Genomic DNA, 26,460 nt, shown 5'->3' with positions numbered 1-26,460 from the left:
CTCACCGCGGTACCACCTCACTTACCGCGTTGCGTGCTCCGGAAGGAACGTACGCGACGACGGCCACTCATTACTGCTGTGACGGGCTTACCCGTCCGGTTCTACTGGCGCGTGCCGGGATGCCAGGTTCGACAAGCCAGTCCGCGTGTTCTTCCGGAAGCTCACCGGTGATTGCCGGGTCATAGCCGGTTTCGATTCTACTATCCATCAGGCGCAGGTTTCCATTCAGCCCGCCCGCTTCCCGCCGGCAGTCCCTACAATCGGAGGCATGACTGACGCGGCCCCGGTCCCGCCCACCCGGCGTCGTCGCGCCCGGGCCTTCCGCTGGGCCTCGGCAGCCTCCGTCGCTCCCGTGGCGCTGATTGGCCTGCTGCGCGCCATTCCCGCTGACTGGCCCGTGATGGCCGTCCAACTGCTGGCCTTTGTTCCCTGGTTCACGGTGCCGGCCGCCGTCGCGCTTCTGCTGTCCATTGCCGCGCGCAGCAGGCCGCTGCAGCTGGTGGCCGCGGCGCTTCTCGGTGTCCAGGTATTGTGGCTCTTTCCCCCGGCGGCCGCTTCGCCTGAAACAGCGCACGCGGGCCAGCCGGTGGTGGAGGTGAAAGCCATGGCCATCAATGCCGGGCTGGGCCAGGCGGACGCCGCCGGCATCGTGGACCTGGTGCAGGAACACCAGGTGGACCTGCTGGTGGTGGCGGAATACACCCAGGAACTGGCGGACAGGTTGTCTGCGGCCGGCTTGCCTCGCCTGCTCCCCCACCAGGTGGCGCATCCCAGGGCCAGGGCCGCCGGCGCTGCCGTCTTCTCCTCGTTGTCGCTCCGGGAGGTGGGGATGGTGCCCGACAGCCCGTTCAGGATGCCCGTGGTCAGCGTCGACCTGTCGGCTGCCGGGCAGGAAGCGGCCCTGCGGGTAGTCGCCGTCCATACACTCGCGCCCGTCAATGACGGCCTCGCTCAATGGCGCAGTGACCTCGCAGCATTGGACCGGATTGACGCCGGAGCCGGGCCGCTCCTGCTGGCGGGCGATTTCAACGCCACCCTCGACCACCGGGAGTTCCGGGACCTGCTGGCGGGGACAGCCGGACGAGGCCGCTGGTGGATGTTTCCGCAGCCGCCGGAAGCCGGCTGGTCCCCACCTGGCCGATGCGCGGCTACTACCTTCCCGGGGTGACGCTGGACCATCTGGTCACGAGCCCGGACATCACGGGGTCTGGCTACTCGGTCCGCCGGGTTGCGGGCACGGACCACGCTGCCGTCCTGGCGGTGCTGGAGATCCGGCTGTCGTAGGCCTGGTCCTGCGGCCCCCGGGCTAGCCCTTGCGGATGAGCTTGTAGTTGGAGGCCTGGGCCACCGGCCGGATGACGATCTGGTCCAGGTTGACGTGGTGCGGGGCGCTGACGGCGTACCGGACGACGTCCGCAACGTCCCCGGCCGTCAGGGGCTTCTCCACTCCCTGGTAGACCTTGTCGGCCGCCTGCCGGTTCCCGAGCCTGTTGAGGGCGAACTCCTCGGTGTGGACCAGTCCAGGCGCAACATCGATGACGCGGATGTTGTGTTCGGCTTCTTCCAGCCGCAGCGCCTCGGTCATGGCACGCTGGGCGTATTTGGCGGCGTTGTAGCCTCCGCCGCCTTCGTACGCGGCAAGGCCGGCGGTGGAGGTGAGGTTCAGCACCGTTCCTTCCCCGTGGGCGCGCAGCATGGGCAGGAAGGAGCGCGTCAGTTTCATGGTGCCCAGGACGTTCACCCGGTACATCCAGTCCCAGTCCTCCGTGCTGGCGTCCGCGATCCGGTCGGCGCCCCTGGCGCCACCGGCAATGTTGACCAGGGTGTCGATGCCGCCCGCTTCGGTGACCCGGCTCAGCAGGCGGGACACGTCGTCGTCCGCGGAAATATCGGCGGGAATGGCGGTTGCCCCGGTTTCGGCCGCCAGCGCCTCGAGCCGGTCCGCCCGGCGGGCCACGGCGAAGACTGTCCATCCGCCGGATGCCAGGGCGCGCACCGTGGCTTCCCCGATCCCGCTGCTCGCGCCGGTCACCAAAGCTGCTTTCTTGTGCACATCGTCAGTCATGGCACCACCCTAGCCGCCTGCCGCCACGAACCTGGCCCGGGGCAACACCGCTTCAGGTCAGTCCGGGTCAGAGGCGAGATAGCCACCAGGACCCGGTATCCGTCGTCGTCCGCCGGCGGATCGTAGATCCGTTTTACGGCGAAGCCGGCTCCTTTGGCACCCATGGGCGGCATGCTACTCCCCCGCGGTTCTGTGCGAAGCAACGGAGCATGAAAGAATTGCCCAATGGCTGAAGACACGCAGGGTACAGACACGCCCATCACCGCCCCCATCAACGTTCCGGACAAGCCGGCCCTCGAGGGCCTCGAAGCTGCCCTGACGCAGCGCTGGCTGGCCGAGGGAACCTACAAGTTCGACCCCGACACCACCCGGGAACAGGTCTACTCGATCGACACTCCCCCGCCCACCGCTTCGGGGTCGCTGCATGTGGGGCACATGTTCTCCTACACCCAGACCGACGTGCTGGCACGCTACCAGCGCATGACCGGCAAGAACGTCTTCTACCCCATGGGCTGGGACGACAACGGCCTGCCCACCGAACGCCGGGTGCAGAACTACTACGGCGTCCGTTGCGACCCCGCCATCCCCTACAACCCGGACTACCGCCCGCCGGCCCAGCCGGCCAAGAACCAGCGGGACTTCGACGTTGTCTCCCGCCGGAACTTCATCGAACTGTGTGAAGAGCTGGCAGTCGAGGACGAGAAGGTCTTTGAGAACCTGTTCCAGACACTCGGCCTGTCGGTTGACTGGAAACTGACGTACCGGACCATCGACGACAATTCGCGCGCCGCCTCCCAGCGCGCCTTCCTGGCCAACCTCGCTGCCGGCGACGCCTACATGGCCGAGGCGCCCACACTGTGGGACATCACCTTCCGGACCGCAGTGGCGCAGGCCGAACTCGAAGACCGCGAAGTGCCCGGCGCCTACTACCGCTACCCCTTCTTCACCGAGGACGGGAGAAGATCTACATCGAGACCACCCGTCCGGAGCTGCTGGCTGCCTGCGCGGCGCTGGTGGCCAACCCCGACGACGAACGGTACCAGCCGCTGTTCGGCAAGAAGGTGACCTCCCCCGTATTCGGCGTCGAGGTCGAGGTCAAGGCGCACCCGCTCGCGAAGGCGGACAAGGGCTCCGGCATCGCCATGGTGTGCACCTTCGGCGACCTGACGGACGTTACCTGGTGGCGCGAACTGCAGCTGCCCACCCGCGCGATCGTGGGCCGCGACGGCCGGATCGTCGGGGAAACCCCGGAGTGGATCACCACCGACGCCGGCCGTGAGGCCTTTGCGAAGATCGCCGGCAAGACGGTCTTCAGCGCCAAGGAAGGCGTGGTGGAGCTCCTGGCCGCCGCTGACCTCCTGGAGGGTGAGCCGAAGAAGATCATGCACCCGGTGAACTTCTACGAGAAGGGCGACAAGCCGCTCGAGGTTGTCACCTCCCGGCAGTGGTACATCCGCAACGGCGGCCGCGACGAGGACCGCCGCGAGCGGCTGATTGCGCGCGGCCACGAGATCGACTTCCACCCCTCCTTCATGCGCTCACGCTACGAGAACTGGATCTCGGGGCTCAACGGCGACTGGCTGGTCTCCCGGCAGCGCTTCTTCGGCGTGCCCATCCCCGTCTGGTACCCGCTGGACAGTGACGGCAACCCGAACTATGACGCACCCATCGTTCCCTCGGATGAGCAGCTCCCGGTGGACCCGATGGCAGACGCCGCCCCGGGCTACGAGGAATCCCAGCGCGACGTGCCGGGCGGCTTCACCGGTGACGCCGACATCTTCGACACCTGGGCCACGTCCTCGCTGACTCCGCAGATTGTGGGCGGCTGGAGCCGCGACGAGGAGCTCTTTGCCAAGGTCTACCCGTTCGACCTGCGCCCGCAGGGCCACGACATCATCCGGACCTGGCTCTTCTCCTCGGTGGTGCGTGCCGATGCACTGCAGAAGAACGCGCCGTGGAAGCACGCGGCGATCTCCGGCTGGATCCTGGACCCGGACCGCAAGAAGATGTCCAAGTCCAAGGGCAACGTGGTGGTTCCCACCGACGTCCTGGACGAGTACGGTTCCGATGCCGTCCGTTACTGGGCGGCCTCCGCCCGCTTGGGTGCGGACACCGCGTACGAGATTGCGCAGATGAAGATCGGCCGCCGCCTGGCCATCAAGCTGCTCAACGCTTCCAAGTTCGTCCTCAACCTCGGGGCCACGGAAAACTCGGTGCTTCGCACGGACCTGTCCGTGCTCACCAACCCTCTGGACCGTGCATTGCTGGCCCAGCTCGGCGAGGTAGTGCGGGAGTCCACCAAGGCGTTCAACAACTACGACTACGCCCGGGCGCTGCAGATCACCGAGAGCTTCTTCTGGCAGTTCACGGACGACTACGTCGAACTCATCAAGGACCGCGCTTACGGCGCGGCCGGCGAAGCAGAGCAGGCTTCGGTGCTGGCGGCCCTGGCCACCACCCTGGACACCCTGCTGCGGCTGTTCGCCCCGTTCCTGCCCTTCGCCACCGAAGAGGTGTGGAGCTGGTGGCGCAGCGGCTCGGTCCACCGCGCCGAATGGCCCGCGGGACTGGAAGTTCCCGGCGGGGACACCACCATGCTGGCCACGGTGGGACTCGCACTCAGCGGTGTCCGCAAGGCCAAGTCCGAGGCGAAGGTCAAGCAGCGCACCGAGGTGCTGTCCGCGACCATCACGGCGCCTGAAGCACTGACCGCTCAGTTGCAGGCCGGCCTGTCCGACCTGAAGGCGGCGTCCAACGCCCGGGACATCACCCTGGTGGCGGCCGACGGTGAGCTTACGGTCAGCGGCGTGGACCTTGCCGTTACGGACGAGCCCGCCAAGGCCTAAGGCCGGGTTTTAAGGCCTGGGTCCGGATTCCGGACAAAGGGGAAGCCCCATCAGCGTTTTGCCGTTGGTGGGGCTTCGACTTTTCGGCCATCTGGTGACGACTTGATGGTCTGGCAGGATCCTGGGAAATTTCAGGTCTTCCTACCACGTCACTGGTAGCTTGTATCTGGCTTTGCCGATGGCTGCGTCAGATACATATCACTGAATCTTCGGTTCCTGCGTCCCGCTTCTTTCGAAGTGGGTAAGAACCATTGTTGTCCCGGCCGGGGGCATGCGCAAGGGCCCCGGGAGAACTACAAACGAGTAGTTTTCCCGAGGCCCTTTTCGCTGCCGGAGACCAACGGTTCAGTCGAATTCCGGACGCTCCGTGCGGCTGCGCTTGAGCTCGAAGAAGTGCGGGTAGCCGGCCAGGACGGTGGTGGCGTCCCAGAGCCTGCCGGCCTCCTCGCCCCGTGGAATGCGGGTCAGGACAGGGCCAAAGAATGCGGTGCCGTTGAAGGCCACCACGGGGGTTCCCACGTCCTGGCCCACCAGCGAAATGCCTTCCTCGTGGCTGGCGCGGAGCTGCGCGTCGTAGGCGTCGGTGGAGGCCGCTTCGGCCAAAGACGCGGGCAGCCCGCATTCCGCCAGCGCCTTGGTGATGACGAGGCCGCGGTCCTTTTCGCCGCCGTCGTGGATCAGGGTGCCCATGGCGTCGTACAGGCCCTTAACGGTCTCCTGCCCGTGCTCCTGCTGGGCGGCGATGATGACGCGGACCAAGCCCCAGGCGTTGTCCATGGATTCCCGGTAGGACGGCTCCAGGTCGCGGCCCTCATTGAGCACGGCGAGGCTCATGACGTGCCACACCGTTTCGATGTCACGGACGCCCTCGACTTCCCCGATCCACCGGGAGGTGATCCAGGCGAAGGGGCACAGCGGATCGAACCAGAAGTCGGCCTTGTTCTTGACGGTTTCAGGCATAGCAGGTCCTTCGGGTGGTGGCGGCTGCCCGCGCGGCAGCCACGGCTGGCAGGTGTTGCGGATCGGGCGGGGCGTCAGGCAGACTTACGCCGCTTGGCCGCGTGCGGAATCATGGTGGGTTCGGCACCCTTCAGCACAACGTCCGCGGTGATGACCACGCTGGCCACGTCCTCGCGGCTCGGAAGGTCGAACATGACCGGCAGCAGGACTTCCTCCAGGATCGCCCGCAGGCCCCGGGCACCGGTGCCGCGTTCGAGCGCCTGGTCGGCGATGGCGTCCAGCGCGGCGTCGTCAAAGACGAGTTCCACACCATCAATCTGGAACATCTTCTGGTACTGCTTGACCAGGGCGTTCTTCGGCGTGGAGAGGATCTGGATCAATGCCTCGCGGTCCAGGTTGGACACCGTGGTGATCACGGGGAGGCGGCCGATGAATTCAGGAATCAGGCCGAACTTGAGCAGGTCCTCGGGCATGACCTCGCCGTAGGAGTCCACCTTTTTGCTGGCTTCGTTGAGCGGTGCACCGAACCCGATCCCCTTGCGCCCGGACCGGGAGCCGATGATCTCTTCCAGGCCTGCGAACGCGCCGGCCACGATGAACAGCACGTTGGTGGTGTCGATCTGGATGAATTCCTGGTGCGGGTGCTTCCGGCCTCCCTGCGGCGGTACCGAGGCGACCGTGCCCTCGAGGATCTTCAGGAGTGCCTGCTGCACGCCTTCACCGGAAACGTCGCGGGTGATGGAAGGGTTTTCGCTCTTGCGGGAGATTTTGTCGATCTCGTCGATGTAGATAATGCCCTGTTCGGCCTTCTTGACATCGTAGTCCGCCGCTTGGATGAGCTTGAGGAGTATGTTCTCCACGTCCTCGCCCACGTAGCCGGCCTCGGTCAGGGCGGTGGCGTCGGCCACGGCGAACGGCACGTTCAGACGCCGGGCGAGGGTCTGGGCCAGGTAGGTCTTGCCGCAGCCGGTGGGGCCGATGAGCAGGATGTTGGACTTGGCGATCTCGACGTCGTCATGGTGTCCGCCGTCGGCCAGACTTCCGGACTTGGGTGCGTGCCCGGCCTGGATGCGCTTGTAATGGTTGTAGACGGCGACGGCGAGGGAACGCTTGGCAGGCTCCTGGCCGATCACGTATTCCTGCAGGAAGTCGAAGATTTCGCGGGGCTTGGGCAGTTCGAAGCTGCCCAGGTCGGCGACTTCCGCGAGTTCCTCTTCGATGATTTCGTTGCACAGTTCAATGCACTCATCGCAGATGTACACCCCGGGCCCGGCAATGAGCTTGCGCACCTGCTTCTGGCTCTTTCCGCAGAAAGAGCACTTCAGCAGATCCGTGCTCTCGCCAATCCGAGCCATATGTGAACCCCTTAGTATCTTGCTGCCGAGCAGCCTTGCACGGTCGCTGGAATCATCACCAGCCTGCGAGGACCGGTTTGTGACAACATCCACTCTAGGTCACATTGGCTCCCAAGGGTGGAAGGAAAAGGCCGGTGGGGCCAAATGAACTGGCCCGCACCGGCGCTTTACGTACTGCTACCTCGTAATTGCCTGAGGCTTGATCTTGCGTGAGTCCAGGACCTGGTCGATCAGGCCGTAAGCCTGGGCCTCGTCCGCGGTGAGGATCTTGTCACGCTCGATATCGTTGTTGACCTGCTCGGACGTCCGGCCGGAGTGGCGGGCCAGGGTGTCCTCGAGCCAGGACCGCATGCGCATGACTTCAGCGGCCTGGATCTCGAGGTCCGAGGCCTGTCCGCCCTGGCCGCCGGAAAGGGCGGGCTGGTGGATCAGGACGCGGGCGTTGGGGAGGGCCAGGCGCTTACCCGGGGTTCCGGCCGCGAGGAGGACTGCTGCGGCGCTGGCAGCCTGCCCAGGCAGACGGTCTGGATTTCCGGGCGGATGTACTGCATGGTGTCGTAGATCGCCGTCATGGCGGTGAAGGAGCCGCCGGGCGAGTTGATGTACAGGGTGATGTCGCGGTCCGGGTCGGTAGACTCAAGGACCAGTAGCTGGGCCATGATGTCGTCCGCCGAGGCGTCGTCCACCTGCACGCCCAGGAAGATGATGCGGTCCTCGAACAGCTTGGTGTAGGGGTCCTGGCGCTTGAAGCCGTAAGGGGTGCGCTCCTCGAACTGGGGCAGGACGTAGCGGCTGGACGGAAGATTACCGGCGGACCACCCGAAGTTGTAGTTCATTTTCTGTTGCTCCTGATCTGAGTGTTCGTGGTGCCGGTTTAGTTCTCGGATGCCGGCTGGCTGCCGGAGCCGTTCGACGTTCCGCCGCCGCCGGAGACGGAGCCGGCGTGGGCGGCGATCTTATCGAAGAAGCCGTACTCGAGCGCTTCGGTGGCGGTGAACCACTTGTCGCGGTCGTTGTCCTTGAGGATGGTTTCCACGGTCTGGCCGGTCTGCTCGGCGGTCAGTTCCGCCATGACCTTCTTCATGTGGAGGATCAGTTCCGCCTGGATCTTGATGTCCGACGCGGTGCCGCCGATGCCGCCGGACGGCTGGTGCATCAGGACGCGGGCGTTGGGGGTGGCGTAGCGCTTGCCCTTGGTGCCCGAGGACAGCAGGAACTGTCCCATGGAGGCAGCCAGGCCGGTGGCGACGGTGACGACGTCGTTGGGGATGAACTGCATGGTGTCGTAGATGGCCATGCCGGCCGTCACGGAGCCGCCCGGGGAGTTGATGTACAGGTAGATGTCCTTGTCCGGGTTTTCGGCGGACAGCAGGAGCAGCTGGGAGCAGATTGCGTTGGCGTTGTCATCGCGCACCTCCGAGCCAAGCCAGATGATCCGCTCCTTCAGCAGGCGGTTGTAAATGTAGTTGTCCTGGGCCGCGGGATCGACGGTCGCCATCCGGGGGGGCCTCTGGGTGCTGTGACATGTTTACTTACCTCTCGCTGGTCACGGTGACATCACTGAAAATCACTACTTGGACACTAACCGGTTTCACCGACATTTTGTTCGCGCCCCGACGGCTGTTCGCTGACGGCGCACGCTGGGCGAACCTGATGCGCCGGGACCCGGGCGGAACGCGAACGGCCCCCGGATCCGGTGATCCAGGGCCGTTCATGCGTCGGGAAGAGCTAGGCCTTTGCCTCGGCCTTGTCGTCCTCGGAAGCGGTCTCGGCGGTTTCCGCCTCCACAGCCTCGGCGTCTGCAGCCTCGGCCGCGGGAGCCTCTTCGCCGCCCGGGCGGACGAAGTCGCTGAGGTCAACGGCCTTGCCGTCGGTGTCGGTCACCTCGGCCTGGCCCAGGACAACGGCCAGCGCCTTGCGGCGGCGGACCTCGGAAACCATCATGGGGACCTGGCCGCTCTGATCGATGATCTGGGCGAACTGGTTGGGTCCATGCCGTACTGGCTGGCGGTGGAGACGATGTAGTCGATCAGCTCGTTCTGGCTGACGTTGACTTCTTCCTTCTCGGCGATGGCGTCGAGGATGATCTCGTTCTGGAAGGCACGGGCGGTGTTGGCGCGGACCTCTTCGCGGTGCTCCTCGGTGTCGTGCTCGCCTTCGCCGTGGCCGTTGCCCTCCTTGAAGTGGGCTTCGAGCTGCTCTTCGACGACGGAGTCCGGAACCGGCACCTCGACGAGTTCGACGAGCTTGTCCAGGACCTTGTCGCGGGCCTCGACGCCCTGCTCAACGATCTTGGAGTCGGCGGCCTGCTTGGCCAGGTCCTCGCGGAGTTCGGCCAGGGTGTCGAACTCGGACGCCAGCTGGGCGAAGTCGTCGTTGGCCTCAGGCAGCTCGCGCTCCTTGACGGCCTTGACCACAACCTTGACCTGGGACTCCTGGCCGGCGTGGTCGCCGCCCACCAGGGTGGTGTTGAAGATGGCGTCCTCGTCGGCGCTGAGGCCGGTGACTGCCTCATCGAGGCCTTCGAGCATGGTGCCGGAGCCAACCTGGTAGGACAGGCCGGATGCGGAGTCAACCTCTTCGCCGTCGATGGTGGCGGTGATGTCGATGGTGAGGAAGTCACCGTCGGCAGCCGGGCGGTCAACGGACTTCAGCGTGCCGAAGCGGCCGCGCAGTTCATCCAGGGCCTTGTCCACGTCTTCTTCGGAGGACTCGGCAGCAGCGACCTCAACCTTGATGCCGGCGTAGTCCGGGAGTTCGATCTCGGGACGGACGTCGACCTCGGCAGCGAACTTCAGGCCGCCGTCGGTGGCGGAGGGGTCCGGGACCTCGGTGATTTCAACCTCGGGACGGCTCAGCGGGCGGATGCCGGATTCCTGCACGGCAGCCTGGTACCAGCCGTTGAGGCCTTCGTTGATGGCGGTCTCGAGGACGTAGCCGCGGCCGACGTGCTGGTCGATGAGCTTGGCGGGAACCTTGCCCTTACGGAAGCCAGGGACCTGGATCTGCGAAGCAACAGTCTTGTAAGCCGAGTCGATGCTGGGCTTCAGTTCCTCAAAGGGAACCTCAACGTTGAGCTTGACCCGCGTGGGGGTGAGGTTCTCGACAGCGCTCTTCACGGTCTAAGTACTCCTGGGTTTGTGGGATGGGTTTCTGCAAACGCAATGTTTTTGTCCAGGCCGTGTGGTCCGGGCCGCAGAGTCGGGGTGACAGGATTTGAACCTGCGACTTCCTGCTCCCAAAGCAGGCGCTCTAGCCAAGCTGAGCTACACCCCGTTAGTGCACAGGCAAGTCTACGGTGATACGCGCCGTGTTTGCACATTTGACACGTAGCCCATGGATTAGGTTTAGTTATATCCGGCTTGGACAGCCAGCCCGGAGTTTCCAACTGCTAATGTTGCAGATGGATCTTCCTTCGGGGACGTAGCTTAATGGTAAAGCCTCAGTCTTCCAAACTGATTACGCGGGTTCGATTCCCGTCGTCCCCTCCAAACCAAAAGGATCCCCGACCGGGGGTCCTTTTGCGTTAAGCCGAAAATTGCAGGGCCGTCCTGGGGCACTTTGGCGGCGCGGCTGCCTAAATTCCCGCCGGCGGCCGGCGTGTCCGTGTCAAAGTGCCCCGGGAAGGGCGCCGGCAGGCCCCGCTACTCCTGCTGGCACGTGGGGCACCAGTAGAGATTGCGTCCCGCCAGGTCGGCCATCAACACGACGGTGCGGCAAACCCGGCAGGGCAGGCCGTGCCGCTTGTACACGAAATGGGCGTCCTCCCGGGAGGGGAAGCTGCTGCTTTTGGCCGGGACCGGCAGGCCGGCCGCGGCGGCTTTGGCGGCCGTCGTGCCGTCGAGGGTCCAGTATTTTGGCGGCGTGGTGATGATGCGGCCGTCAGCCACGCCGTCGTTCATGAGGGCGACGACGTCGCGCCACAGCTTGCGCGCGGCAGTGTCCGGCACGGCGGAGCCTGGCAGCCACGGGTGCAGGCGCAGGCGGAACAGCACCTCGGCCCGGTACACATTGCCGATGCCGGCAATGATTTTCTGGTCCATCAGCAGCGCGGCCACGGGTGTCTTGCGGCGCTGCAGGTTCGCGGCAAAGCGTCCGGCGTCGCCACGCCGGTTGCGGAGGGGATCCGGGCCCAGCCTGGCCAGCACTGCATCCGCTTCCGCCGCTGTGATGGTTTCACAGGTTGTAGCGCCGCGAAGGTCCGCCCAGCCGTGGCTGCTGGCGAGCCGGACCCGGACCGCGCCCACCGGGGCGGGCGGCCCGGCATAGGCGGCATCGGCGTCGTCATCCCCGTCCGCAAAGGCTTCCTGCTCCCCCACCCGGCGGGGCGCTCCAATGCTGGAGGCCCCGGTGAAGGTGCGGTCGCCGCCGAAGCTCCAGGCCCCGTAGAGGCCCAGGTGGACGTGCAGGACCAGGGAGTTGTCGAAGTCCAGGAAGAGGTGCTTCCCGTGGGCTTCGGCGGTGAGCAGCGTGGCGCCGTCCAGGAGCGCCGCTCCCCCGCTGAACCTGCCCTGGGGGCTGGACACGGCAAGCCGCCGGCCCGCGAAAACGTCGCCGAACTGGCGGGCCAGGCGCCGGACTGAATGCCCTTCAGGCACTACTCGATGACCTCGCCGGTGGCCTCGTAGGCGGCGATCTTGCCGATCCTGCGGACGTGCCGTTCGTCATTGCTGAAAGGCTCGGCCAGGAAGGCCTCGATGAGCTCCGTGGCTTCCTCCACGGTGTGCTGGCGGCCGCCCACGGCCACCACGTTGGCGTCGTTGTGCTCGCGGGCCAGGGTGGCCGTGGAGTGGTTCCACGCCAGGGCTGCGCGGACGCCCTTGACCTTGTTGGCGGCGATCTGTTCGCCGTTGCCGGAGCCGCCCAGCACAATGCCCAGCGCGTGGACTCCTGCCTGCTGGTCCGCCACCACTGCGAGTGCCGCGTTGATGCAGAAGGACGGGTAGTCGTCCTGCGCGTCGTAGACCTTGGGGCCGTGGTCCACCACTTCGTAGCCCTTGGCGGTCAGGTGGGAACCAGGTGGGCGCTGAGCTCCATGCCCGCGTGGTCGGTGGCGATGTGGACCCGCGGGAAGGCAGGGGTAGAGGTCACGAGCAGAATCCGTTCAGTTGGCGGCGCTGGCGGCCGGGCCGGGAGGAGCCGGCCGGTGGAATGACACGGACAAGGATACTCAGGACTCCGCCGGACCGGGCTGCGGGGGTCCGCCGGCGCGACGGGCCCTGGCGGCCACCCGGGTCAGGACCTCAGCGAGCCGGGCCGCGGAAGCCTGGCTGCCGCTGCTGACGGCCAGGCGCTGGCCGTCAGCCTTGCGCACGACGACGGCGGGTCCGCTGCTGACCAGCATCGCCGCGGTTTCGCCGTGCTTCCGGTAGCCCCACCCGCCATAGTCGGCCGCCCGGACGTCCGCCGCGCTGGCGGCAGTAATGGAGCCTGCCGGGATGTCCATCACCGGCACCACGCCGGCCAGCAGGACTTTCAGGCCGCCGCGGTCCGCCTTGACCCGGGCAAACAGGAACGCTGCGCCGAAGAAGGCCAGGACCACGAGCAGGATGCCAAGCCACGGCACGGCGATGGCGATCAGCGCCGCCGGGAACAGCGAGGCGATGCCGATCATGACGAAGACGGAGCTCCTGGCATGGACCCACAGGCGCATGCTGTCCCGGGTCAGGTCGGGATCGAGCTCCGTGGCGATGGCGGCCTGGAGAGCCCGGTCGTCATCCGGGGACCACTGCTGGTCCGCCTTGTAGACGAAGCCCATGATGATGCCCAGGGACACGGCGGCTCCGCTGCCAAGGGCAAGGACGGTAAGGTCCACCCGCGATTCGCGCGCGTCCGCCAGCCCTGCCTGGCCAACAAGGCCGGCAGCGAGGGCACTGGTGATGAACAGCGTGAGGAATAGCCCGGCGCCCATCATGATCCGCCGCATCACCACGGGCCGTCCCAGCGGCACGGCCTGGCAGAGGACGAGCCAGCCGAACACCACGATCATCAGGGCGCCCACCCCGACGTAGGCGCCGAACGGGGCGAAGGCCGCGCCGCCGTCGTCGGTCCAGCGGATGGCAAGCGGCTCGGGAAGGTCACGCCGCAGCAGGAACGCGCAGAGGACGAACGCGCCGGCCAGGACAACCGGAAACCCGACGGCAAAGCGCAGGGCCTTGGCATCCACCGAATCCAGGAACTTTCCCATGCCTTAACGCTACTCCGCACCGGCCGCTGCCGTGCCTGCGCAGCACGCGGGTGTGATGCGGGCAACGTACCGGGCCGGGCAGTGCAAGAATGATCAGTGCCGGAGCTGGGTACCGCCGTCTCCGCAGCCGCAACTTCTCTGGAGGTCCATTTGCCAGGCATGAACCTGACCCGCGCCGAAGCCCGTGAGCGCGCCGATCTGATCACGGTCGACTCCTATGACATCCACCTGGACCTGACGAGGGGCGGGGAGGTCTTCGGCAGCACCACTGCCGTGAAATTCACGGCAAGGCCCGGATCGTCCACCTTCATCGACGCCGTGACGCGCACCGTGCACAGTGTCACCCTGAACGGGCAGGCCCTCGATCCTGCCGCCGTGGCCGACGGGGTGCGCATCCAGCTGCCGGACCTCCAGGAGCACAACGAGCTCACGGTTGTGGCGGACGCGCCCTACATGAACACCGGCGAGGGCCTGCACCGGTTCGTGGATCCCGTGGACAACGAGGTCTACCTGTACACCCAGTTCGAGGTTCCCGATTCCCGCAGGATGTTCGCCGTCTTCGAGCAGCCGGACCTGAAGGCAACCTTTGCGTTTACCGTCACGGCGCCGTCGCACTGGGACGTCATTTCCAACTCCCCCACTCCCCAGCCGTCCCCCGCAGCGCCCGGCGACGACGGCGGGGCCCGCTCGGTCTGGACGTTCGCCCCCACGCCCCGGCTGTCCTCCTACGTCACAGCCTTGATCGCCGGCCCCTACCAGTCGGTCCGCAGCGAAGTCACAAGTTCCGACGGCCGGGTCATCCCGTTGGGTGTCTTTGCCCGGAAGTCGCTCATGCAGTACCTGGATGCGGACAACATCTTCGAGCTGACCCGGCAGGGGTTTGCGTTCTTCGAGGAACAATTCGGCTGCCCCTACCCCTTCGAAAAGTACGATCAGCTGTTCGTGCCTGAATTCAACGCCGGGGCAATGGAGAACGCGGGTGCCGTCACCATCCTGGAGGGCTACGTCTTCCGCAGCAAGGTCACGGAGGCGCAGGTTGAGCGCCGCGCCATCACCGTCCTGCACGAACTGGCCCACATGTGGTTCGGCGACCTGGTGACCATGCGGTGGTGGAACGACCTGTGGCTCAACGAATCCTTCGCTGAGTACATGTCGCACCTGGCTGCGGTGGAAGCCACCTCCTTCACAAGCGCCTGGACCACGTTCGCCTCGGTGGAGAAGTCCTGGGCGTACCGGCAGGACCAGCTGCCAACCACCCACCCGATCTTCGCCGAAATCAACGACCTGCAGGACGTCGAGGTGAACTTCGACGGCATCACCTACGCCAAGGGCGCGTCCGTCCTCCGCCAGCTGGTGGCCTGGGTGGGGCCGGAGCAGTTCATGGCGGGCGTGCGGGAGTACTTCGCCAAGCATTCCTGGCAGAACACCGAACTGAGCGATTTGATGGTGGAGCTGGAGAAGGCCAGCGGCCGCGACCTTGACGACTGGGGCCGGCAGTGGCTGGAAACCGCCGGCGTGAACACCCTCCGCCCGGAACTGGAAACAGATTCCGAGGGCACCCTGCGGTCCTTCGCAATCGTGCAGTCCGCCGTGGAGGAATGGCCCACCATCCGTCCCCACCGCCTTGCCGTGGGGTTCTACAACCTGAACGGGGCCGGAAAGCTCGAGCGGGTGCACCGTGAGGAGCTGGACGTCGACGGCGAACGCACGGACGTGCCCGGCCTGGTGGGCCTGGCCCGGCCGGACCTGATCCTGGTCAACGACGACGACCTCGCCTACGCCAAGGTGCGGCTGGACCCGAAGTCCCTCGCCACGGCGACGGCGCACCTGAAGGACTTCGCGGCGAGCCTGCCGCGGACCCTGGTCTGGAATTCCGCGTGGGACGCAGCCCGCGACGGCGAAACGCCGGCCCGCAAGTACGTGGAGCTGGTCCTGGCCAACGTGGCGGCCGAGTCCGATTCCTCGGTGATCCTGGTGCAGCTCCGCCAGCTGGCCACCACGCTGAACTTCTACGTGGCGGAGGAACACCGCGCAGCAGCCACCATGGCAGCGGTCGACCGGTTGTGGACGCTGGCGTCCGGGTCCCCGGCGGTTCGGACGCCCAGCTGCAGTTCGTGAAGTCCTTTGCCCTGCTCACCAGCAGCCAGGAGCAGCTGGACAGGGTGGCCGGGCTGCTGGACGGCTCGGCGGTGCTGGAGGGACTGGCCGTGGACCAGGATTTGCGCTGGGAGCTGGTGGCGTCGCTGGTGGCCGGCGGCCGGATGGGGCAGGACGGGATCGACGCCGAACTGCAGCGCGACAACACCTCCAGCGGCCAGAACGCAGCGGCCCTGGCCAAGGCTGCGATCCCCACTCCCGAAGCGAAGGCGGCGGCGTGGGAGTCGATCGTGGTCAAGGGCGAACTGTCCAACGCACTGCAGGGGTCCGCGGTGAGCGGCTTCATGCGCGTCCATGACCGGTCGCTTCTGGAACCGTACGCGGAGAAGTACTTCGAGGCGGTGCCGGGCATCGTCGAGAGCCGGACGCACGCACTGGCCCAGCAGATCGTCGTCGGACTCTACCCGGCGCTGCTGACCACGCAGGCCACCATCGACCGAACGGACGGCTTCCTCGCAGCCCTGCCGTCCGGAAGCGCGGCGCTGCGGCGGATGATGCTGGAAAACCGCGACGGCGTCGCGCGCGCCCTTCGTGCCAGGGCCGCGGATGTGTAGCCGCACGCCGGCCGGAGGTGAATGATGGGCCTTTCCGAACACCACTACGAACTGGCTGTGCAGTGGACCGGCAACCTGGGTGACGGGACCACGTCCTACCGCGCCTACTCACGGGACCACGACATCATCATCCCCGGGCTGCCTGTCCTCACGGGTTCCGCCGACCCGACGTTCCACGGCGACCGGGAACGGTACAACCCGGAACAGCTGCTCCTGGCCGCGCTGGCGCAGTGCCACATGCTTTCCTACCTGCATGTGGCCGTCAAGCACGGCGTGGTGGTGACGGACTACCGCGACGAGGCGACGGGGATGCTCCGGCTGAACCGGGACGGCAGCGGCCAGTTTGAACGGGTGACGCTGCGCCCCCGGGTCACGCTTGCCGACGGCGGCCAGGCGGAGTTGGCCGCCCGGCTGCACCACGAGGCCAACCAGGTCTGCTTCATTGCCCGGAGCGTGAACTTCCCGGTGGAGCACGAACCTGTCACGGTGGTTGCCTAGCCTGCGAGGCTCGCCACCAGCCGGTCTTCCGTGGCGGGTGCCAGCCCGGCTTTGCGTGGCCGGTCCAGGCCCCGGCTGCGTTCGTCGAGCAGGGTGTCCGCCAGGGTTTCCTGCCAGGGCCGCAGGACCAGTCCTGCCGCTCTGGCGGCCTGGTTGCTGCGGGCCATGAAGCCGCCATGGCCGGGTGGAAGCCACAGCGGCAGCGAGTCCGGGCCGGACCAGTACTCCACGCCCTGCTGCGCCAGCCATTCTTCGCCAGCCGCGACGGTCTGCCCACGATGGCCGGCTGCCGCCTGCGCCGCCTCGAGGAACTGTCCGAACGGCACTGTCTCCCCCACCGCGTTCAAAGCACCGGTGGTGCCTCGTTCCGCGGCCAGCAGAATCCAGCCGGCAAGGTCGTGGACGTCGATGACCTGCGTGGGGTACCCGCCGATGTCCGGGACGAGGACCGGTTTGTTGTCCCTGGCCAGGCGCGCCGGCCAGTAGCCGTAGCGGTCCGAGCCGTCGCCGGGGCCGCCAATCAGGCCTGCCCGGCAAAGGTGGGCCCTGCCGCCGGCGGCAGCAAGGGTGGCGTCCTCAATGGCCGCCTTCGATTCGCCGTAGTTTTCGGCAGTGGATTCCACCCCCGGTCCAGTGCCGGCAGGAGTGCCGCGTCCTCCGTTGCCCCGGGGACCGAGTGGTCCGCATAGACGGAGCAGCTGGATACGAAAGTCCAGTGCGCCGCCCGGTCTGCGAGGCACGCCAGCGCGTCCCGGGCGAAGGCCGGGTTCCGGGCGACGTCGATGACGGCGTCCCACTCCCCCGACACGCCGCCATAGGCTTTCGCGCCCAGTGAACGGTCTGCCCTGATCCACTCGGCACCCGGCGGTGGCGGGCCCGCCGTTCCCCGCGCCAGGCAGGCAATCCGGTGGCCTGCGGCGGCTGCCTGGCGGACGATTTCTGCTGACAGGAAGGCGGTTCCGCCGAGGATGAGGATGCGCATTGCTCCACGCTACGGGGCTAGGGTTAAGGAGAACAGAGCCGCGCTTCAAGGAGTTTTCCCACCTATGGTCAATATGTTGTCAGTCCTGCCGTCCGCCGCGTCCGATCCGGACGGCGTCAGTATCACGGGGATCGTGATCAGCCTCGGCGTGGGCGTTGCCGTGTGGCTGGTGGCGACGTTCGTGATTTCCCGCATCACGCGGCGGGTGGCGTCCGGCAGCAACTTCTTCAAGAACCGCACTTTCAAGTGGGTGGCCCCCGCGCTGCGTGCGCTGGACCATGAACGGCGCGTGCAGCGCGCCGAGACCATCGGGTCCCTGCTGAACAGCGTCGTGGGCGTGCTGGTGGTGGTCATCACCGGCATGTACGTGCTTCAGAACCTGGACATCAACATCGCCCCGCTGCTCACCAGCGTCGGAATCCTGGGTGTGGCCATCGGTTTCGGCGCCCAGCAGCTGATCCGCGACTTCCTGGCGGGCATTTTCATCACCATCGAGGACCAGTACGGGATCGGCGACGTGATCGAGACCAGCGAGGTGGTGGGCGTGGTTGAGTCGATGGGCCTGCGCATCACCCGCGTCCGGTCCGACGACGGCGCCATCTGGTACCTGCGCAACGGTGAAATCCTGCGCGTGGGCAACCGGTCGCAGGGAAACTACGTCCCGCTGCATGAGGGGCCGGACGGCACCACCGACCAGGGCTCGGACCACGGTGCCGAGAACACGAAGACAAACCAGAAAGCCGGAGAGTAGCCATGACGATTCCCGTTGAGCCCCAGCGGCCGCGCCAGCTGATGCAGAACGATCCCTTCAGCCAGCCCGGCTACACGGACAACTTCTACGACGCCGTCGGCGGCCACGACACGTTCGCCAAGCTCATCGATGTCTTTTACGACGGCGTGGCGACCGATCCGCTGCTGCGCCCGATGTACCCGGAAGAGGATCTGGGGCCGGCCAAGCGGCGGTTCCTGATGTTCCTGGAGCAGTACTGGGGCGGTCCCACCACCTACGGCGAGGAGCGCGGCCATCCGCGTCTCCGGATGCGCCACATGCCGTTCAAGGTGACGCCCGAGGCCAAGGACCGCTGGCTGTTCCACATGCGCAAGGCCGTGGACGCCCTGGAGCTGCCGCCCCTTTATGAAGGCACCCTGTGGGACTACATGGAGCGGGCAGCGCTGTCCATGATTAACAGCCCGTCCGGCCAGTAGGCGGTTCCTGCTCCTAGAGCAACCCGCTTCCGGTCCGGGCAAGGACGTGTCCGCGGGGGCCGGAGAGCCGGAACCAGCGGCCGGCGCGGTACAGCTTCTGGTCGCCGTCCGCGAGGAAACCCAGGGCGAGGGCGGCGAAGGCTGCACCCGCAGGCAGCCCCGAATCGTCCAGTTCCCTGCCCCACACGGCTGCCCTCGCGTTGTTGACGATCATCGCGCCCGGCTTATCCGGCACAATCGAGGCCACTTCGGCGATTCCGGCTTCGGCTGCTTCCCGCAGGGACGCGTCGCTTCGCGGGCCCAGCAGCTCCCAGCCGCTGCGGGGCGCACCCACGCCCGTCCAGGACTCGGTGACGGTGGTGGGCGGAACCGGCAACTCGACGTCGTCCTCCCCTGCCCTGGCCAGGCGGTCCAGCACAGCCGACAGCGTCACCGTAACGTCCGTTTCCGACGGCGCTGCCAAGGCCATGGTGCGCAGCCCGAGGATGGTGGGGGTGGATTCACCCAGCAGGCGGGGCCGCAGCACGCACACGTACGCGGCGAGGACGGAACCCGCGGCCTGCAGCCGGATGGCGCCGTCGTCGATCGCTTTGGCGCGCGTGGCATAGGTCTTCAGGTCGGCAAGATCGCGGGGATCAGCGAAGCGGAAGGACGAGGTGAGGAGATCAGACACACCAAGAACACTACCGGCTGGGCCGCGGTTGAGCAGTGCCGGGGCGCCGTCTAGAGTCAAACCATGACTGAAGCCGAAGCCGGACTCCTGGCGCCGCCGAACGGTGACCCCACGTTGTCGCTGATCAAACTGCTTGACCTTGGCCAGTTGGAGGGAGCCCGGACGGACGAGGACATCTTCCTTGGGCCGTCGCAGCAGCAGCCCCACCACCGCGTGTTCGGCGGCCAGGTCCTGGCACAGTCGCTGATCGCATCCATCCGCAACGTGGACCCGGAGCGGTTCGTCCATTCCATGCACGGATACTTCCTGCGGCCGGGCGATGCCAACAAGCCCATCACGTTCGGGGTGCAGCGACTCCGGGACGGCCGCTCCTTTTCCGCCCGCCGGGTCCACGCCTACCAGGACGGCGTGCCCATCCTGTCGATGATCGCGTCCTTCCAGGGCGAGGACGAGGGCGTCGAGCACGAGTCGGCCATGCCTGCCGGGATCCCGGACCCCGAGTCCCTGCCCTCCACCGCGGACCTGCTCGGCAAGTTCGACAACCCTGTGGCGCGGCACTACGCCTATGAACGGCCCTTCGATATCCGGCACGTGGATCCGCCGCTGTACATCTCGGCCAAAGGCACCCGGGAGGCCCGCAACGCGGTATGGATGAAGACGTTCGGGCCCATGCCGGACAACGCCAACCTGCACCGGGCGGCCCTCGCCTACGCCAGCGACTACACGCTCCTCGAGTCCATCCTGCGCCGGCACGGCCTGAGCTGGATGACGCCGGGAATGAACGTTGCCAGCCTCGACCACGCCATGTGGTGGCACCGGCCCGCCCGCGTTGATGAATGGCTGCTCTACGTCCAGGAGTCCCCCAGCGCGCAGGGCGCCCGCGGGCTGGCCACCGGCAAGATCTTCAACAGGCCGGCCAGCATGTGGCCTCGGTGGCGCAGGAGGGCATGGTCCGGGTTCCCACGGATGTGAAGAGCAAGGTGGTGGGGGCTTTCCAGTCCAAGGTCCTGGAACACCAGATCCGCAAAGCCGGCCGGGAGTAGCAGGCACGACGATACGCAGGAGGCCGGCACCCAACGGGTGCCGGCCTCCTTGGCGCTTGCTCCTAGTCGCGGGTCAGGCGGCGGTGGGTCACACGGTGCGGCTTGGCAGCATCGGGGCCCAGGCGTTCCACCTTGTTCTCCTCGTAGGACTCGAAGTTGCCCTCGAACCAGTACCACTTGGAGGGGTTTTCGTCGTCACCTTCGTAGGCCAGGATGTGCGTGGCCACCCGGTCCAGGAACCAGCGGTCGTGGGATACGACGACGGCGCAGCCCGGGAACTCGAGCAGCGCGTTCTCCAGGCTGCTGAGGGTTTCGACGTCGAGGTCGTTGGTGGGCTCGTCGAGGAGCAGCAGGTTTCCGCCCTGCTTGAGGGTCAGCGCGAGGTTCAGGCGGTTGCGCTCACCGCCGGAGAGCACGCCGGCCTTCTTCTGCTGGTCCGGGCCCTTGAAGCCGAAGGCGGCCACGTAGGCGCGGGACGGCATTTCCACCTGGCCCACCTGGATGAAGTCGAGGCCGTCAGACACAACCTCCCACAGCGTCTTGTTGGGGTCGATGCCGCCGCGGCTCTGGTCCGCGTAGGAGATCTTGACGGAGTCACCGATCTTGAGGTCGCCGCCGTCCAGCGGCTCCAGGCCGACGATGGTCTTGAACAGGGTGGTCTTGCCCACGCCGTTGGGTCCGATGACGCCGACGATGCCGTTGCGCGGCAGGCTGAAGGACAGTCCGTCGATGAGCACCCGGTCCTCGAAGCCCTTCTGGAGGTTCTTGGCCTCCAGCACCAGGCCGCCCAGGCGGGGTCCCGGCGGAATCTGGATCTCTTCGAAGTCAAGCTTGCGGGTACGGTCAGCCTCGGCTGCCATTTCCTCGTAGCGGGCCAAACGGGCCTTCGACTTGGTCTGCCGGCCCTTCGCGTTGGAGCGGACCCACTCGAGTTCCTCGGCGAGGCGCTTGGCCTGCTTGGCGTCCTTCTTGCCCTGGATCTCCAGGCGGGCGCGCTTCTTCTCCAGGTAGGTGGAGTAGTTGCCCTCGTAGGGGTACAGGTGGCCGCGGTCCACCTCGGCGATCCATTCCGCCACGTGGTCGAGGAAGTAACGGTCGTGGGTCACGGCCAGGACGGCGCCCGGGTAGCTGGAGAGGTGCTGTTCGAGCCACAGGACGCTTTCGGCGTCCAGGTGGTTGGTGGGCTCGTCGAGGAGCAGCAGGTCCGGCTTCTGCAGGAGAAGCTTGCACAGGGCGACGCGGCGGCGCTCACCACCGGAAAGGTTGGTGACGTCGGCGTCGGCAGGCGGGCAGCGGAGGGCGTCCATGGCCTGTTCGAGCTGGGAATCCAGGTCCCAGGCGTCGGCGGCATCGATGGCTTCCTGGAGCTTGCCCATCTCCTCGAGGAGGGTGTCATAGTCAGCGTCCGGGCTGGCCATTTCCTCGGAAATCTCGTTGAAGCGCTGGATCTTGCCGTAGATCTCGCCCACGCCTTCCTGGACGTTGCCCAGGACGGTCTTCTCTTCGTTCAGCGGGGGCTCCTGGAGCAGGATACCCACGGTGTACCCGGGGCTGAGCCGGGCCTCGCCGTTCGAGGGGGTGTCCAGTCCGGCCATGATCTTGAGGATGGTGGACTTACCGGCACCGTTAGGGCCTACAACGCCAATCTTGGCGCCAGGGAAGAACGACATGCTTACGTCGTCAAGAATGAGCTTTTCGCCAACGGCTTTTCGGGCCTTGGTCATTGTGTAGATAAATTCCGCCATGGTTCCAAATCTAGTGGGTTGGCGGGCTTAACTGATATTTGCGGCAGACTCAGGAGCCGACGAAGCACTTGCCGTTCGCCAGCACGGGCAGGACCGTGACCGTCACTGTCCCTTCCCTGACCTGGCCGATGACGCAATCCTTGCCCTGCAGCACGGCCGCTTCGATGGCATCGGCCTCCAGGCCGGTGGGGGTACGGCTCTGGGAGACCTGCAGGACGCCGGGTGCAATGCCGGCGCCGGCAAGGGCGTCGGTCACCTGGGCGGTGGCCGGCTTGGGCGCCGCCGCCGCGAGCTGGGTCAGCACGGTGGTGACCGTCTGCCTGACCGCTTCGGTGGCCACAGCTTCGGGATTGGCTGAGGGCGTGGCCGACGTGTCCGCGAGCGCCTGGCCGCCCGCTCCGCTGTCTCCCGCGGGAGCAGTTTGCGCAGCCGGCTCTTCATTGCCTGTGGCGGACCTGGCAGGTTCAGTGGCGGAGCCCGGAGTGCAGGCCGACATCAGGACCAGGAGCGCCGCGCTTGCAACCATGCGAAGCGGCACCGTCCGGAAACGGAAGGATGCTGAGGGAGCAGCTGGTGAGCCGCCGGCCCTGTTGATCTGCCGGTGGTCAGGAGTAAGCCGCATGCTGTCATTCTGCCACGGCAACCTGGCCGGTTTTGCAGCCTGGGCGGACAGGGCGCGGCCGGGGGGGGGGTGCCGGCACCCTGCCCGCCCAGGAACCCGGGGGCGCGTTGATTGGGGAAAGCTAGACTCCTGATTCGGCGAGCTCCCCTGTTTCCAGATTGAGCGGCACCAGGTTGCCGTCGCCGTCCTCCACATAGGTGGCGGCGCGATCACCGCCATCCACGTCATCGTCGCCATCATCGGGTTCGTCGAGCGGGCTATCCGGGTGGATGCTGTGTGCCGGGCCGGGAGGGGTCCCGTGCTCCACAAGCGAGAGAGCCGGCTTCGTGGAAGAACGGGTGAAGTTGGCCGTGCCCCACATGAGGTCATGGCCCACGGAGTCGGCGTCGATGGTGTGGGAATAGTAGACCCTGCCGTCCCTTTCCCAGCTGCGGATCTTGAGCTTTCCTACCACGATGACGGGCTGGCCCTTCCTGATGCTGCAGCCGATGCTGCCCGCAAGGTGCCGGTAGCCCTGGACCAGGAACCAGTTTGTGTGGCTGTCGGACCAGACGCCGGTTTCCCTGTCGCGCCGACGGGTGGTGGAAGCTATGCGGAAGGAGGCAGTGGCGGTTCCTCCCGGCGTGGTGCCGCTCGTGATCTCGGTGGCAACAAAGCCCCGGATCGTGATGGTGTCGCTCATCTCTTCGTCCTGTCGTTAATGGTGATGCCCTAGCAGGCAAGACCAGCTTGCCGCCGGAGCGTTGACGGGACGAGGGCACGCAGCTCCTATGTGGACAACATCGCCTTCGCGACGCCTGTAGAGGGGAAGTCGGCCACGCGGGGATGGACACGCACCACAGGCAGTCCCGGCAATGTAAACTTTTCGAGGCGCCGGAGTTCAGCTCCGGATGCTCCTGCCTCAGTAGCTCAGGGGATAGAGCAGCGGCCTTCTAATCCGCCGGTCGGGGGTTCGATTCCCTCCTGGGGCACGCCGGATGACGCCTTCGGTTCGAGGAACCGGAGGCGTCGCGCGTTAACGCCGGGTCAGGACTGCAGCAGGTGTGGCGCGTCGATCAGCGAGCGGACCACGCTGCCGGCGGCGCCGAGAAGCGCCCCTGACTCCCCCACCACGGAAAGAGTCACCTGCTCCGGGAAAACCTGCCGGGGGCGTACCTGCCGAGGCTTGCCAGCAGCGGTGCCCGCAGCCACGGATCGAGGACGGCGAAGTGGCCGCCGAGCACCACGGAGCCAATGTTTACCACCCGCATGGTCGAAGCCAGTGCCACACCGAGATACCGGCCGGCACGGTCCACGGCCGCCAGCGCCGCGGGTTCGCCCGCCTGCAGCGCCTGCACCAGCAGGGCCATCGACGCAGACCGTGTCCGGGTATCGGCTGCGATACCGGCGGCGGCAAGGATCGCGTCCTGGCCCGCCACTGTTTCCAGGCACCCGGTTCCCCCGCAGGAGCAGCCGGTGCCGTCGGGTTCCACCACCACGTGCCCAACCTCCCCGGCATGCCCCTCCGGGCCCGTAAACAGTTCGGAACCGATGACCAGCCCGCCGCCGACACCCACTTCGCCCGAAACGAACAGGAAGTCGGAGCCGTCCTTTGGCCGGTGCCGAACCTCGGCCAGGGCTGCTGCGTTGGCTTCGTTGAAAAGCGCCACGCCCAGGGGTGCGCCCGGCAGCACCGCGCCGGGCTCCAGCGTGACGTTGGCCCACCCCAGGTTTGGCGCGGTGAGGATGCGTGCCGCCGCGGGATCCACAAGACCGGGCACCGCGAGCCCTCCACCCAGGACCTCGACGCCGCGCTCCCCCGCCGCCGCCCGGACCGTGCCGGCCAGGCCTGCCAGCGCCGCCAGCACGGGGCCTGTGCCCGCGGACCGGTTGTCCTGCTCGCGCACTTCATGGACCAGGAGGTTTCCGGACAGGTCCACCAGCCCCGCCGCAATGTAGTCGACGTTGATCTCCATGCCCAGGACACCACGGGCGGGATTGAGCTCAAGGCCGACGCCGGGCCGTCCGCGGCCCTGCTGGCTTTGCCCTGCTTCACGCAGGAGCCCCGCGTCAAGGAGGTCCAGGACCAGGCTGGACACGGACGCCTTGGTCAGCCCCGTGGCAGTGGCCAGCTGCGCCCGGCTGGGGTGGATACCGGCGGGCGCCTTGGCTACTGCCCCAAGCACCAGCGCGGTATTGCTCCGGCGGACGTCGCCCATGCTTCCGGGCACGCCGGCCGCAGTTGCAGGCAAAGCCGGGGCAGTCGCCAATGGAACCTCCCTAAAGAACTTTTGTCCGGCTGGGGCGCCGGACCTCTTGACCCCAGCCTACGGCGGTGCATATAGTTCAGGCAATGAACTAATTGCCCGCACTGCTGCGGCACGAATGCAAGGAAGCATCAATGACCCTCTCCCCCACCCCCGCAGACAAGTTCACCTTTGGCCTCTGGACCGTTGGCTGGACGGGAGCCGATCCGTTCGGCGTTGCCACCCGCGCCGCCCTTGACCCTGTTGAAGCCGTCCACCGCCTCAGTGAACTCGGCGCCTACGGCATCACCTTCCATGACAATGACCTGATCCCCTTCGAAGCCACCGCTTCGGAGCGGGACCTGATCCTGAAGAACTTCCGGGCAGCCCTCGCAGAAACCGGCCTGAAGGTACCCATGGTCACCACCAACCTGTTCAGCCACCCGGTGTTCAAGGACGGCGGCTTCACCTCCAACGACCGCTCCGTCCGCCGCTTTGCCCTGTCCAAAGTGCTGCGCAACATCGACCTCGCCGCCGAGTTCGGCGCCGAAACATTCGTTATGTGGGGCGGACGCGAAGGCAGCGAATATGACGGCTCCAAGGACCTTTCCGCCGCCCTTGACCGCATGAAGGAAGGCGCGGACACAGCCGCCGCCTACATCAAGGAAAAGGGCTACAACCTCCGCATCGCGCTCGAGCCCAAGCCCAACGAGCCCCGCGGCGACATCTTCCTGCCCACCGTCGGCCACGGACTGGCGTTCATCGCCCAGCTCGAGCACGGCGACATCGTAGGCCTGAACCCCGAGACCGGACACGAACAGATGGCCGGCCTGAACTTCACCCACGGCATCGCCCAGGCCCTCTGGGCCGGCAAGCTCTTCCACATCGACCTCAACGGCCAGCGCGGCATCAAGTACGACCAGGACCTGGTCTTCGGCCACGGCGATCTCACCAGCGCCTTCTTCACGGTGGACCTGCTCGAAAATGGTTTCCCCAACGGCGGCCCCAGTACGACGGCCCCCGGCACTTCGACTACAAGCCCTCCCGCACCGACGGCTACGACGGCGTCTGGGAGTCCGCCAAGGCCAACATGGCGATGTACCTGCTCCTCAAGGAACGTGCCACCGCCTTCCGCGCAGACTCCGAGGTCCAGGAAGCCCTCGCGGCCTCCGGTGTCTTCGAACTCGGCGAAGCCACCCTTGCCCAGGGCGAAACCGCCGCGGACCTGCTCCAGGACGCAGCCTCGTTCGAGGATTTCGACGCCGACAAGGCCGCCGAACGCTCCTTCGCCTTCGTCCGGCTGAACCAGCTCGCCATCGAACACCTCCTGGGCTCCCGCTAG

Annotated in this window: 14 protein-coding genes, 3 tRNA genes and 9 pseudogenes; 10 read left to right on the top strand and 16 right to left on the bottom strand. The window is 66.7% G+C overall.

Annotated elements, in window-relative coordinates; translation table 11 throughout:
* Nucleotides 1-268: 268 nt before the first annotated feature.
* Nucleotides 269-1,168: an endonuclease/exonuclease/phosphatase family protein gene (locus ACPEE0_RS08315; protein WP_424574323.1), complete on the top strand. Its 900-nt coding sequence runs from the start codon at nucleotides 269-271 to the stop codon at nucleotides 1,166-1,168.
* Nucleotides 1,169-1,306: 138 nt separating this feature from the next.
* Here the strand turns inward: ACPEE0_RS08315 and ACPEE0_RS08310 are convergent, their stop codons facing one another.
* Entirely contained in the window at nucleotides 1,307-2,065 is a 759-nt protein-coding gene (locus tag ACPEE0_RS08310) for an SDR family oxidoreductase (RefSeq protein WP_424574322.1), read from the bottom strand.
* Between the two features lie 225 nt (nucleotides 2,066-2,290).
* Between ACPEE0_RS08310 and valS the strand changes: the two are divergent.
* Nucleotides 2,291-4,911, top strand: a pseudogene (gene valS, locus ACPEE0_RS08305) (valine--tRNA ligase).
* 345 nt (nucleotides 4,912-5,256) lie between these two features.
* Here the strand turns inward: valS and ACPEE0_RS08300 are convergent.
* The 6 genes and pseudogenes from ACPEE0_RS08300 to ACPEE0_RS08275 all read right to left on the bottom strand — a co-directional run bounded on the left by ACPEE0_RS08300 (nucleotide 5,257) and on the right by ACPEE0_RS08275 (nucleotide 10,502).
* On the bottom strand, nucleotides 5,257-5,871 hold the full coding sequence (locus ACPEE0_RS08300) for a DsbA family protein (protein WP_424574321.1): 615 nt from the start codon (nucleotides 5,869-5,871) through the stop codon (nucleotides 5,257-5,259).
* Nucleotides 5,872-5,945: 74 nt separating this feature from the next.
* Nucleotides 5,946-7,226, bottom strand: coding sequence for an ATP-dependent Clp protease ATP-binding subunit ClpX (gene clpX / locus ACPEE0_RS08295; RefSeq protein WP_009372875.1), 1,281 nt, complete (start codon nucleotides 7,224-7,226; stop codon nucleotides 5,946-5,948).
* A gap of 177 nt (nucleotides 7,227-7,403) precedes the next feature.
* Nucleotides 7,404-8,062 (bottom strand): annotated as a pseudogene (locus ACPEE0_RS08290) (ATP-dependent Clp protease proteolytic subunit).
* A 38-nt stretch (nucleotides 8,063-8,100) separates the two neighbouring features.
* Nucleotides 8,101-8,724: an ATP-dependent Clp protease proteolytic subunit gene (locus ACPEE0_RS08285; protein ID WP_009372877.1), complete on the bottom strand. Its 624-nt coding sequence runs from the start codon at nucleotides 8,722-8,724 to the stop codon at nucleotides 8,101-8,103.
* 230 nt (nucleotides 8,725-8,954) lie between these two features.
* Nucleotides 8,955-10,345, bottom strand: a pseudogene (gene tig, locus ACPEE0_RS08280) (trigger factor).
* A gap of 82 nt (nucleotides 10,346-10,427) precedes the next feature.
* A tRNA-Pro gene (locus tag ACPEE0_RS08275) sits at nucleotides 10,428-10,502 on the bottom strand.
* Between the two features lie 141 nt (nucleotides 10,503-10,643).
* On the opposite strand from ACPEE0_RS08275, the gene ACPEE0_RS08270 reads away from it, so the two are divergent.
* A tRNA-Gly gene (locus ACPEE0_RS08270) sits at nucleotides 10,644-10,717 on the top strand.
* A gap of 153 nt (nucleotides 10,718-10,870) precedes the next feature.
* Here ACPEE0_RS08270 and ACPEE0_RS08265 read toward each other — a convergent pair.
* The 3 genes and pseudogenes from ACPEE0_RS08265 to ACPEE0_RS08255 all read right to left on the bottom strand — a co-directional run bounded on the left by ACPEE0_RS08265 (nucleotide 10,871) and on the right by ACPEE0_RS08255 (nucleotide 13,413).
* Nucleotides 10,871-11,824: an Fpg/Nei family DNA glycosylase gene (locus ACPEE0_RS08265; RefSeq protein WP_424574320.1), complete on the bottom strand. Its 954-nt coding sequence runs from the start codon at nucleotides 11,822-11,824 to the stop codon at nucleotides 10,871-10,873.
* Nucleotides 11,824-12,263 (bottom strand): annotated as a pseudogene (locus ACPEE0_RS08260) (ribose-5-phosphate isomerase). Before ACPEE0_RS08260 ends, ACPEE0_RS08265 begins: the two are co-directional and overlap by 1 nt.
* 133 nt (nucleotides 12,264-12,396) lie before the next feature.
* Nucleotides 12,397-13,413 (bottom strand): hypothetical protein, encoded by a 1,017-nt coding sequence (locus ACPEE0_RS08255; protein ID WP_424574319.1) that lies wholly within the window; start codon nucleotides 13,411-13,413, stop codon nucleotides 12,397-12,399.
* 159 nt (nucleotides 13,414-13,572) lie between these two features.
* On the opposite strand from ACPEE0_RS08255, the pseudogene pepN reads away from it, so the two are divergent.
* Nucleotides 13,573-16,124 (top strand): annotated as a pseudogene (gene pepN, locus ACPEE0_RS08250) (aminopeptidase N).
* Nucleotides 16,125-16,148: 24 nt separating this feature from the next.
* Entirely contained in the window at nucleotides 16,149-16,622 is a 474-nt protein-coding gene (locus ACPEE0_RS08245) for an OsmC family protein (protein ID WP_424575257.1), read from the top strand.
* Here the strand turns inward: ACPEE0_RS08245 and ACPEE0_RS08240 are convergent.
* A pseudogene (locus ACPEE0_RS08240) lies at nucleotides 16,619-17,604 on the bottom strand (NAD-dependent epimerase/dehydratase family protein). The gene ACPEE0_RS08245 and the pseudogene ACPEE0_RS08240 sit on opposite strands and share 4 nt — an antisense overlap.
* 64 nt (nucleotides 17,605-17,668) lie before the next feature.
* Between ACPEE0_RS08240 and ACPEE0_RS08235 the strand changes: the two are divergent.
* Complete coding sequence (locus ACPEE0_RS08235) at nucleotides 17,669-18,355, top strand: mechanosensitive ion channel family protein (RefSeq protein WP_407709562.1); 687 nt, start codon at nucleotides 17,669-17,671, stop codon at nucleotides 18,353-18,355.
* A gap of 2 nt (nucleotides 18,356-18,357) precedes the next feature.
* Nucleotides 18,358-18,810, top strand: coding sequence for a globin (locus ACPEE0_RS08230; RefSeq protein ID WP_009372883.1), 453 nt, complete (start codon nucleotides 18,358-18,360; stop codon nucleotides 18,808-18,810).
* Nucleotides 18,811-18,823: 13 nt separating this feature from the next.
* Here ACPEE0_RS08230 and ACPEE0_RS08225 read toward each other — a convergent pair whose 3' ends face one another.
* Nucleotides 18,824-19,483, bottom strand: coding sequence for a hypothetical protein (locus tag ACPEE0_RS08225; RefSeq protein WP_407709563.1), 660 nt, complete (start codon nucleotides 19,481-19,483; stop codon nucleotides 18,824-18,826).
* A 63-nt stretch (nucleotides 19,484-19,546) separates the two neighbouring features.
* Between ACPEE0_RS08225 and ACPEE0_RS08220 the strand changes: the two are divergent.
* A pseudogene (locus ACPEE0_RS08220) lies at nucleotides 19,547-20,526 on the top strand (acyl-CoA thioesterase).
* A 62-nt stretch (nucleotides 20,527-20,588) separates the two neighbouring features.
* Here the strand turns inward: ACPEE0_RS08220 and ettA are convergent.
* The 3 genes from ettA to ACPEE0_RS08205 form a co-directional block, all read right to left on the bottom strand.
* On the bottom strand, nucleotides 20,589-22,271 hold the full coding sequence (ettA, locus tag ACPEE0_RS08215; protein WP_009372887.1) for an energy-dependent translational throttle protein EttA: 1,683 nt from the start codon (nucleotides 22,269-22,271) through the stop codon (nucleotides 20,589-20,591).
* Between the two features lie 49 nt (nucleotides 22,272-22,320).
* On the bottom strand, nucleotides 22,321-22,893 hold the full coding sequence (locus ACPEE0_RS08210) for a DUF6993 domain-containing protein (RefSeq protein WP_424574318.1): 573 nt from the start codon (nucleotides 22,891-22,893) through the stop codon (nucleotides 22,321-22,323).
* Between the two features lie 121 nt (nucleotides 22,894-23,014).
* The gene (locus ACPEE0_RS08205) at nucleotides 23,015-23,575 is read right to left on the bottom strand and encodes a single-stranded DNA-binding protein (protein WP_424574317.1); all 561 of its coding nucleotides are present in this window, start codon (nucleotides 23,573-23,575) and stop codon (nucleotides 23,015-23,017) included.
* Between the two features lie 216 nt (nucleotides 23,576-23,791).
* Between ACPEE0_RS08205 and ACPEE0_RS08200 the strand changes: the two genes are divergently transcribed.
* Nucleotides 23,792-23,864: transfer RNA gene (locus ACPEE0_RS08200), tRNA-Arg, on the top strand.
* Nucleotides 23,865-23,919: 55 nt separating this feature from the next.
* On the opposite strand, the pseudogene ACPEE0_RS08195 reads toward ACPEE0_RS08200, so the two are convergent.
* A pseudogene (locus tag ACPEE0_RS08195) lies at nucleotides 23,920-25,091 on the bottom strand (ROK family protein).
* 182 nt (nucleotides 25,092-25,273) lie between these two features.
* Here ACPEE0_RS08195 and xylA point away from each other — a divergent pair.
* Nucleotides 25,274-26,460 (top strand): annotated as a pseudogene (gene xylA / locus ACPEE0_RS08190) (xylose isomerase).

The organism is Arthrobacter sp. SD76, assembly GCF_049726125.1.
GTDB classification, from domain to species: domain Bacteria; phylum Actinomycetota; class Actinomycetes; order Actinomycetales; family Micrococcaceae; genus Arthrobacter; species Arthrobacter nitrophenolicus.
Note: the sequence above shows the minus strand (reverse complement) of the source record. Positions and strands in the feature narration are given on the sequence as shown.

Excerpts from the sequence above, each read along its gene's own strand:
- ACPEE0_RS08315 (WP_424574323.1), top strand. The coding sequence starts at position 269 with ATGACTGACGCGGCCCCGGTCCCGCCCACCCGGCGTCGTCGCGCCCGG.
- ACPEE0_RS08310 (WP_424574322.1), bottom strand. The coding sequence starts at position 2,065 with ATGACTGACGATGTGCACAAGAAAGCAGCTTTGGTGACCGGCGCGAGC.
- ACPEE0_RS08300 (WP_424574321.1), bottom strand. The coding sequence starts at position 5,871 with ATGCCTGAAACCGTCAAGAACAAGGCCGACTTCTGGTTCGATCCGCTG.
- clpX (WP_009372875.1), bottom strand. The coding sequence starts at position 7,226 with ATGGCTCGGATTGGCGAGAGCACGGATCTGCTGAAGTGCTCTTTCTGC.
- ACPEE0_RS08285 (WP_009372877.1), bottom strand. The coding sequence starts at position 8,724 with ATGGCGACCGTCGATCCCGCGGCCCAGGACAACTACATTTACAACCGC.
- ACPEE0_RS08255 (WP_424574319.1), bottom strand. The coding sequence starts at position 13,413 with ATGGGAAAGTTCCTGGATTCGGTGGATGCCAAGGCCCTGCGCTTTGCC.
- ACPEE0_RS08245 (WP_424575257.1), top strand. The coding sequence starts at position 16,149 with ATGGGCCTTTCCGAACACCACTACGAACTGGCTGTGCAGTGGACCGGC.
- ACPEE0_RS08235 (WP_407709562.1), top strand. The coding sequence starts at position 17,669 with ATGGTCAATATGTTGTCAGTCCTGCCGTCCGCCGCGTCCGATCCGGAC.
- ACPEE0_RS08230 (WP_009372883.1), top strand. The coding sequence starts at position 18,358 with ATGACGATTCCCGTTGAGCCCCAGCGGCCGCGCCAGCTGATGCAGAAC.
- ettA (WP_009372887.1), bottom strand. The coding sequence starts at position 22,271 with ATGGCGGAATTTATCTACACAATGACCAAGGCCCGAAAAGCCGTTGGC.
- ACPEE0_RS08210 (WP_424574318.1), bottom strand. The coding sequence starts at position 22,893 with ATGCGGCTTACTCCTGACCACCGGCAGATCAACAGGGCCGGCGGCTCA.
- ACPEE0_RS08205 (WP_424574317.1), bottom strand. The coding sequence starts at position 23,575 with ATGAGCGACACCATCACGATCCGGGGCTTTGTTGCCACCGAGATCACG.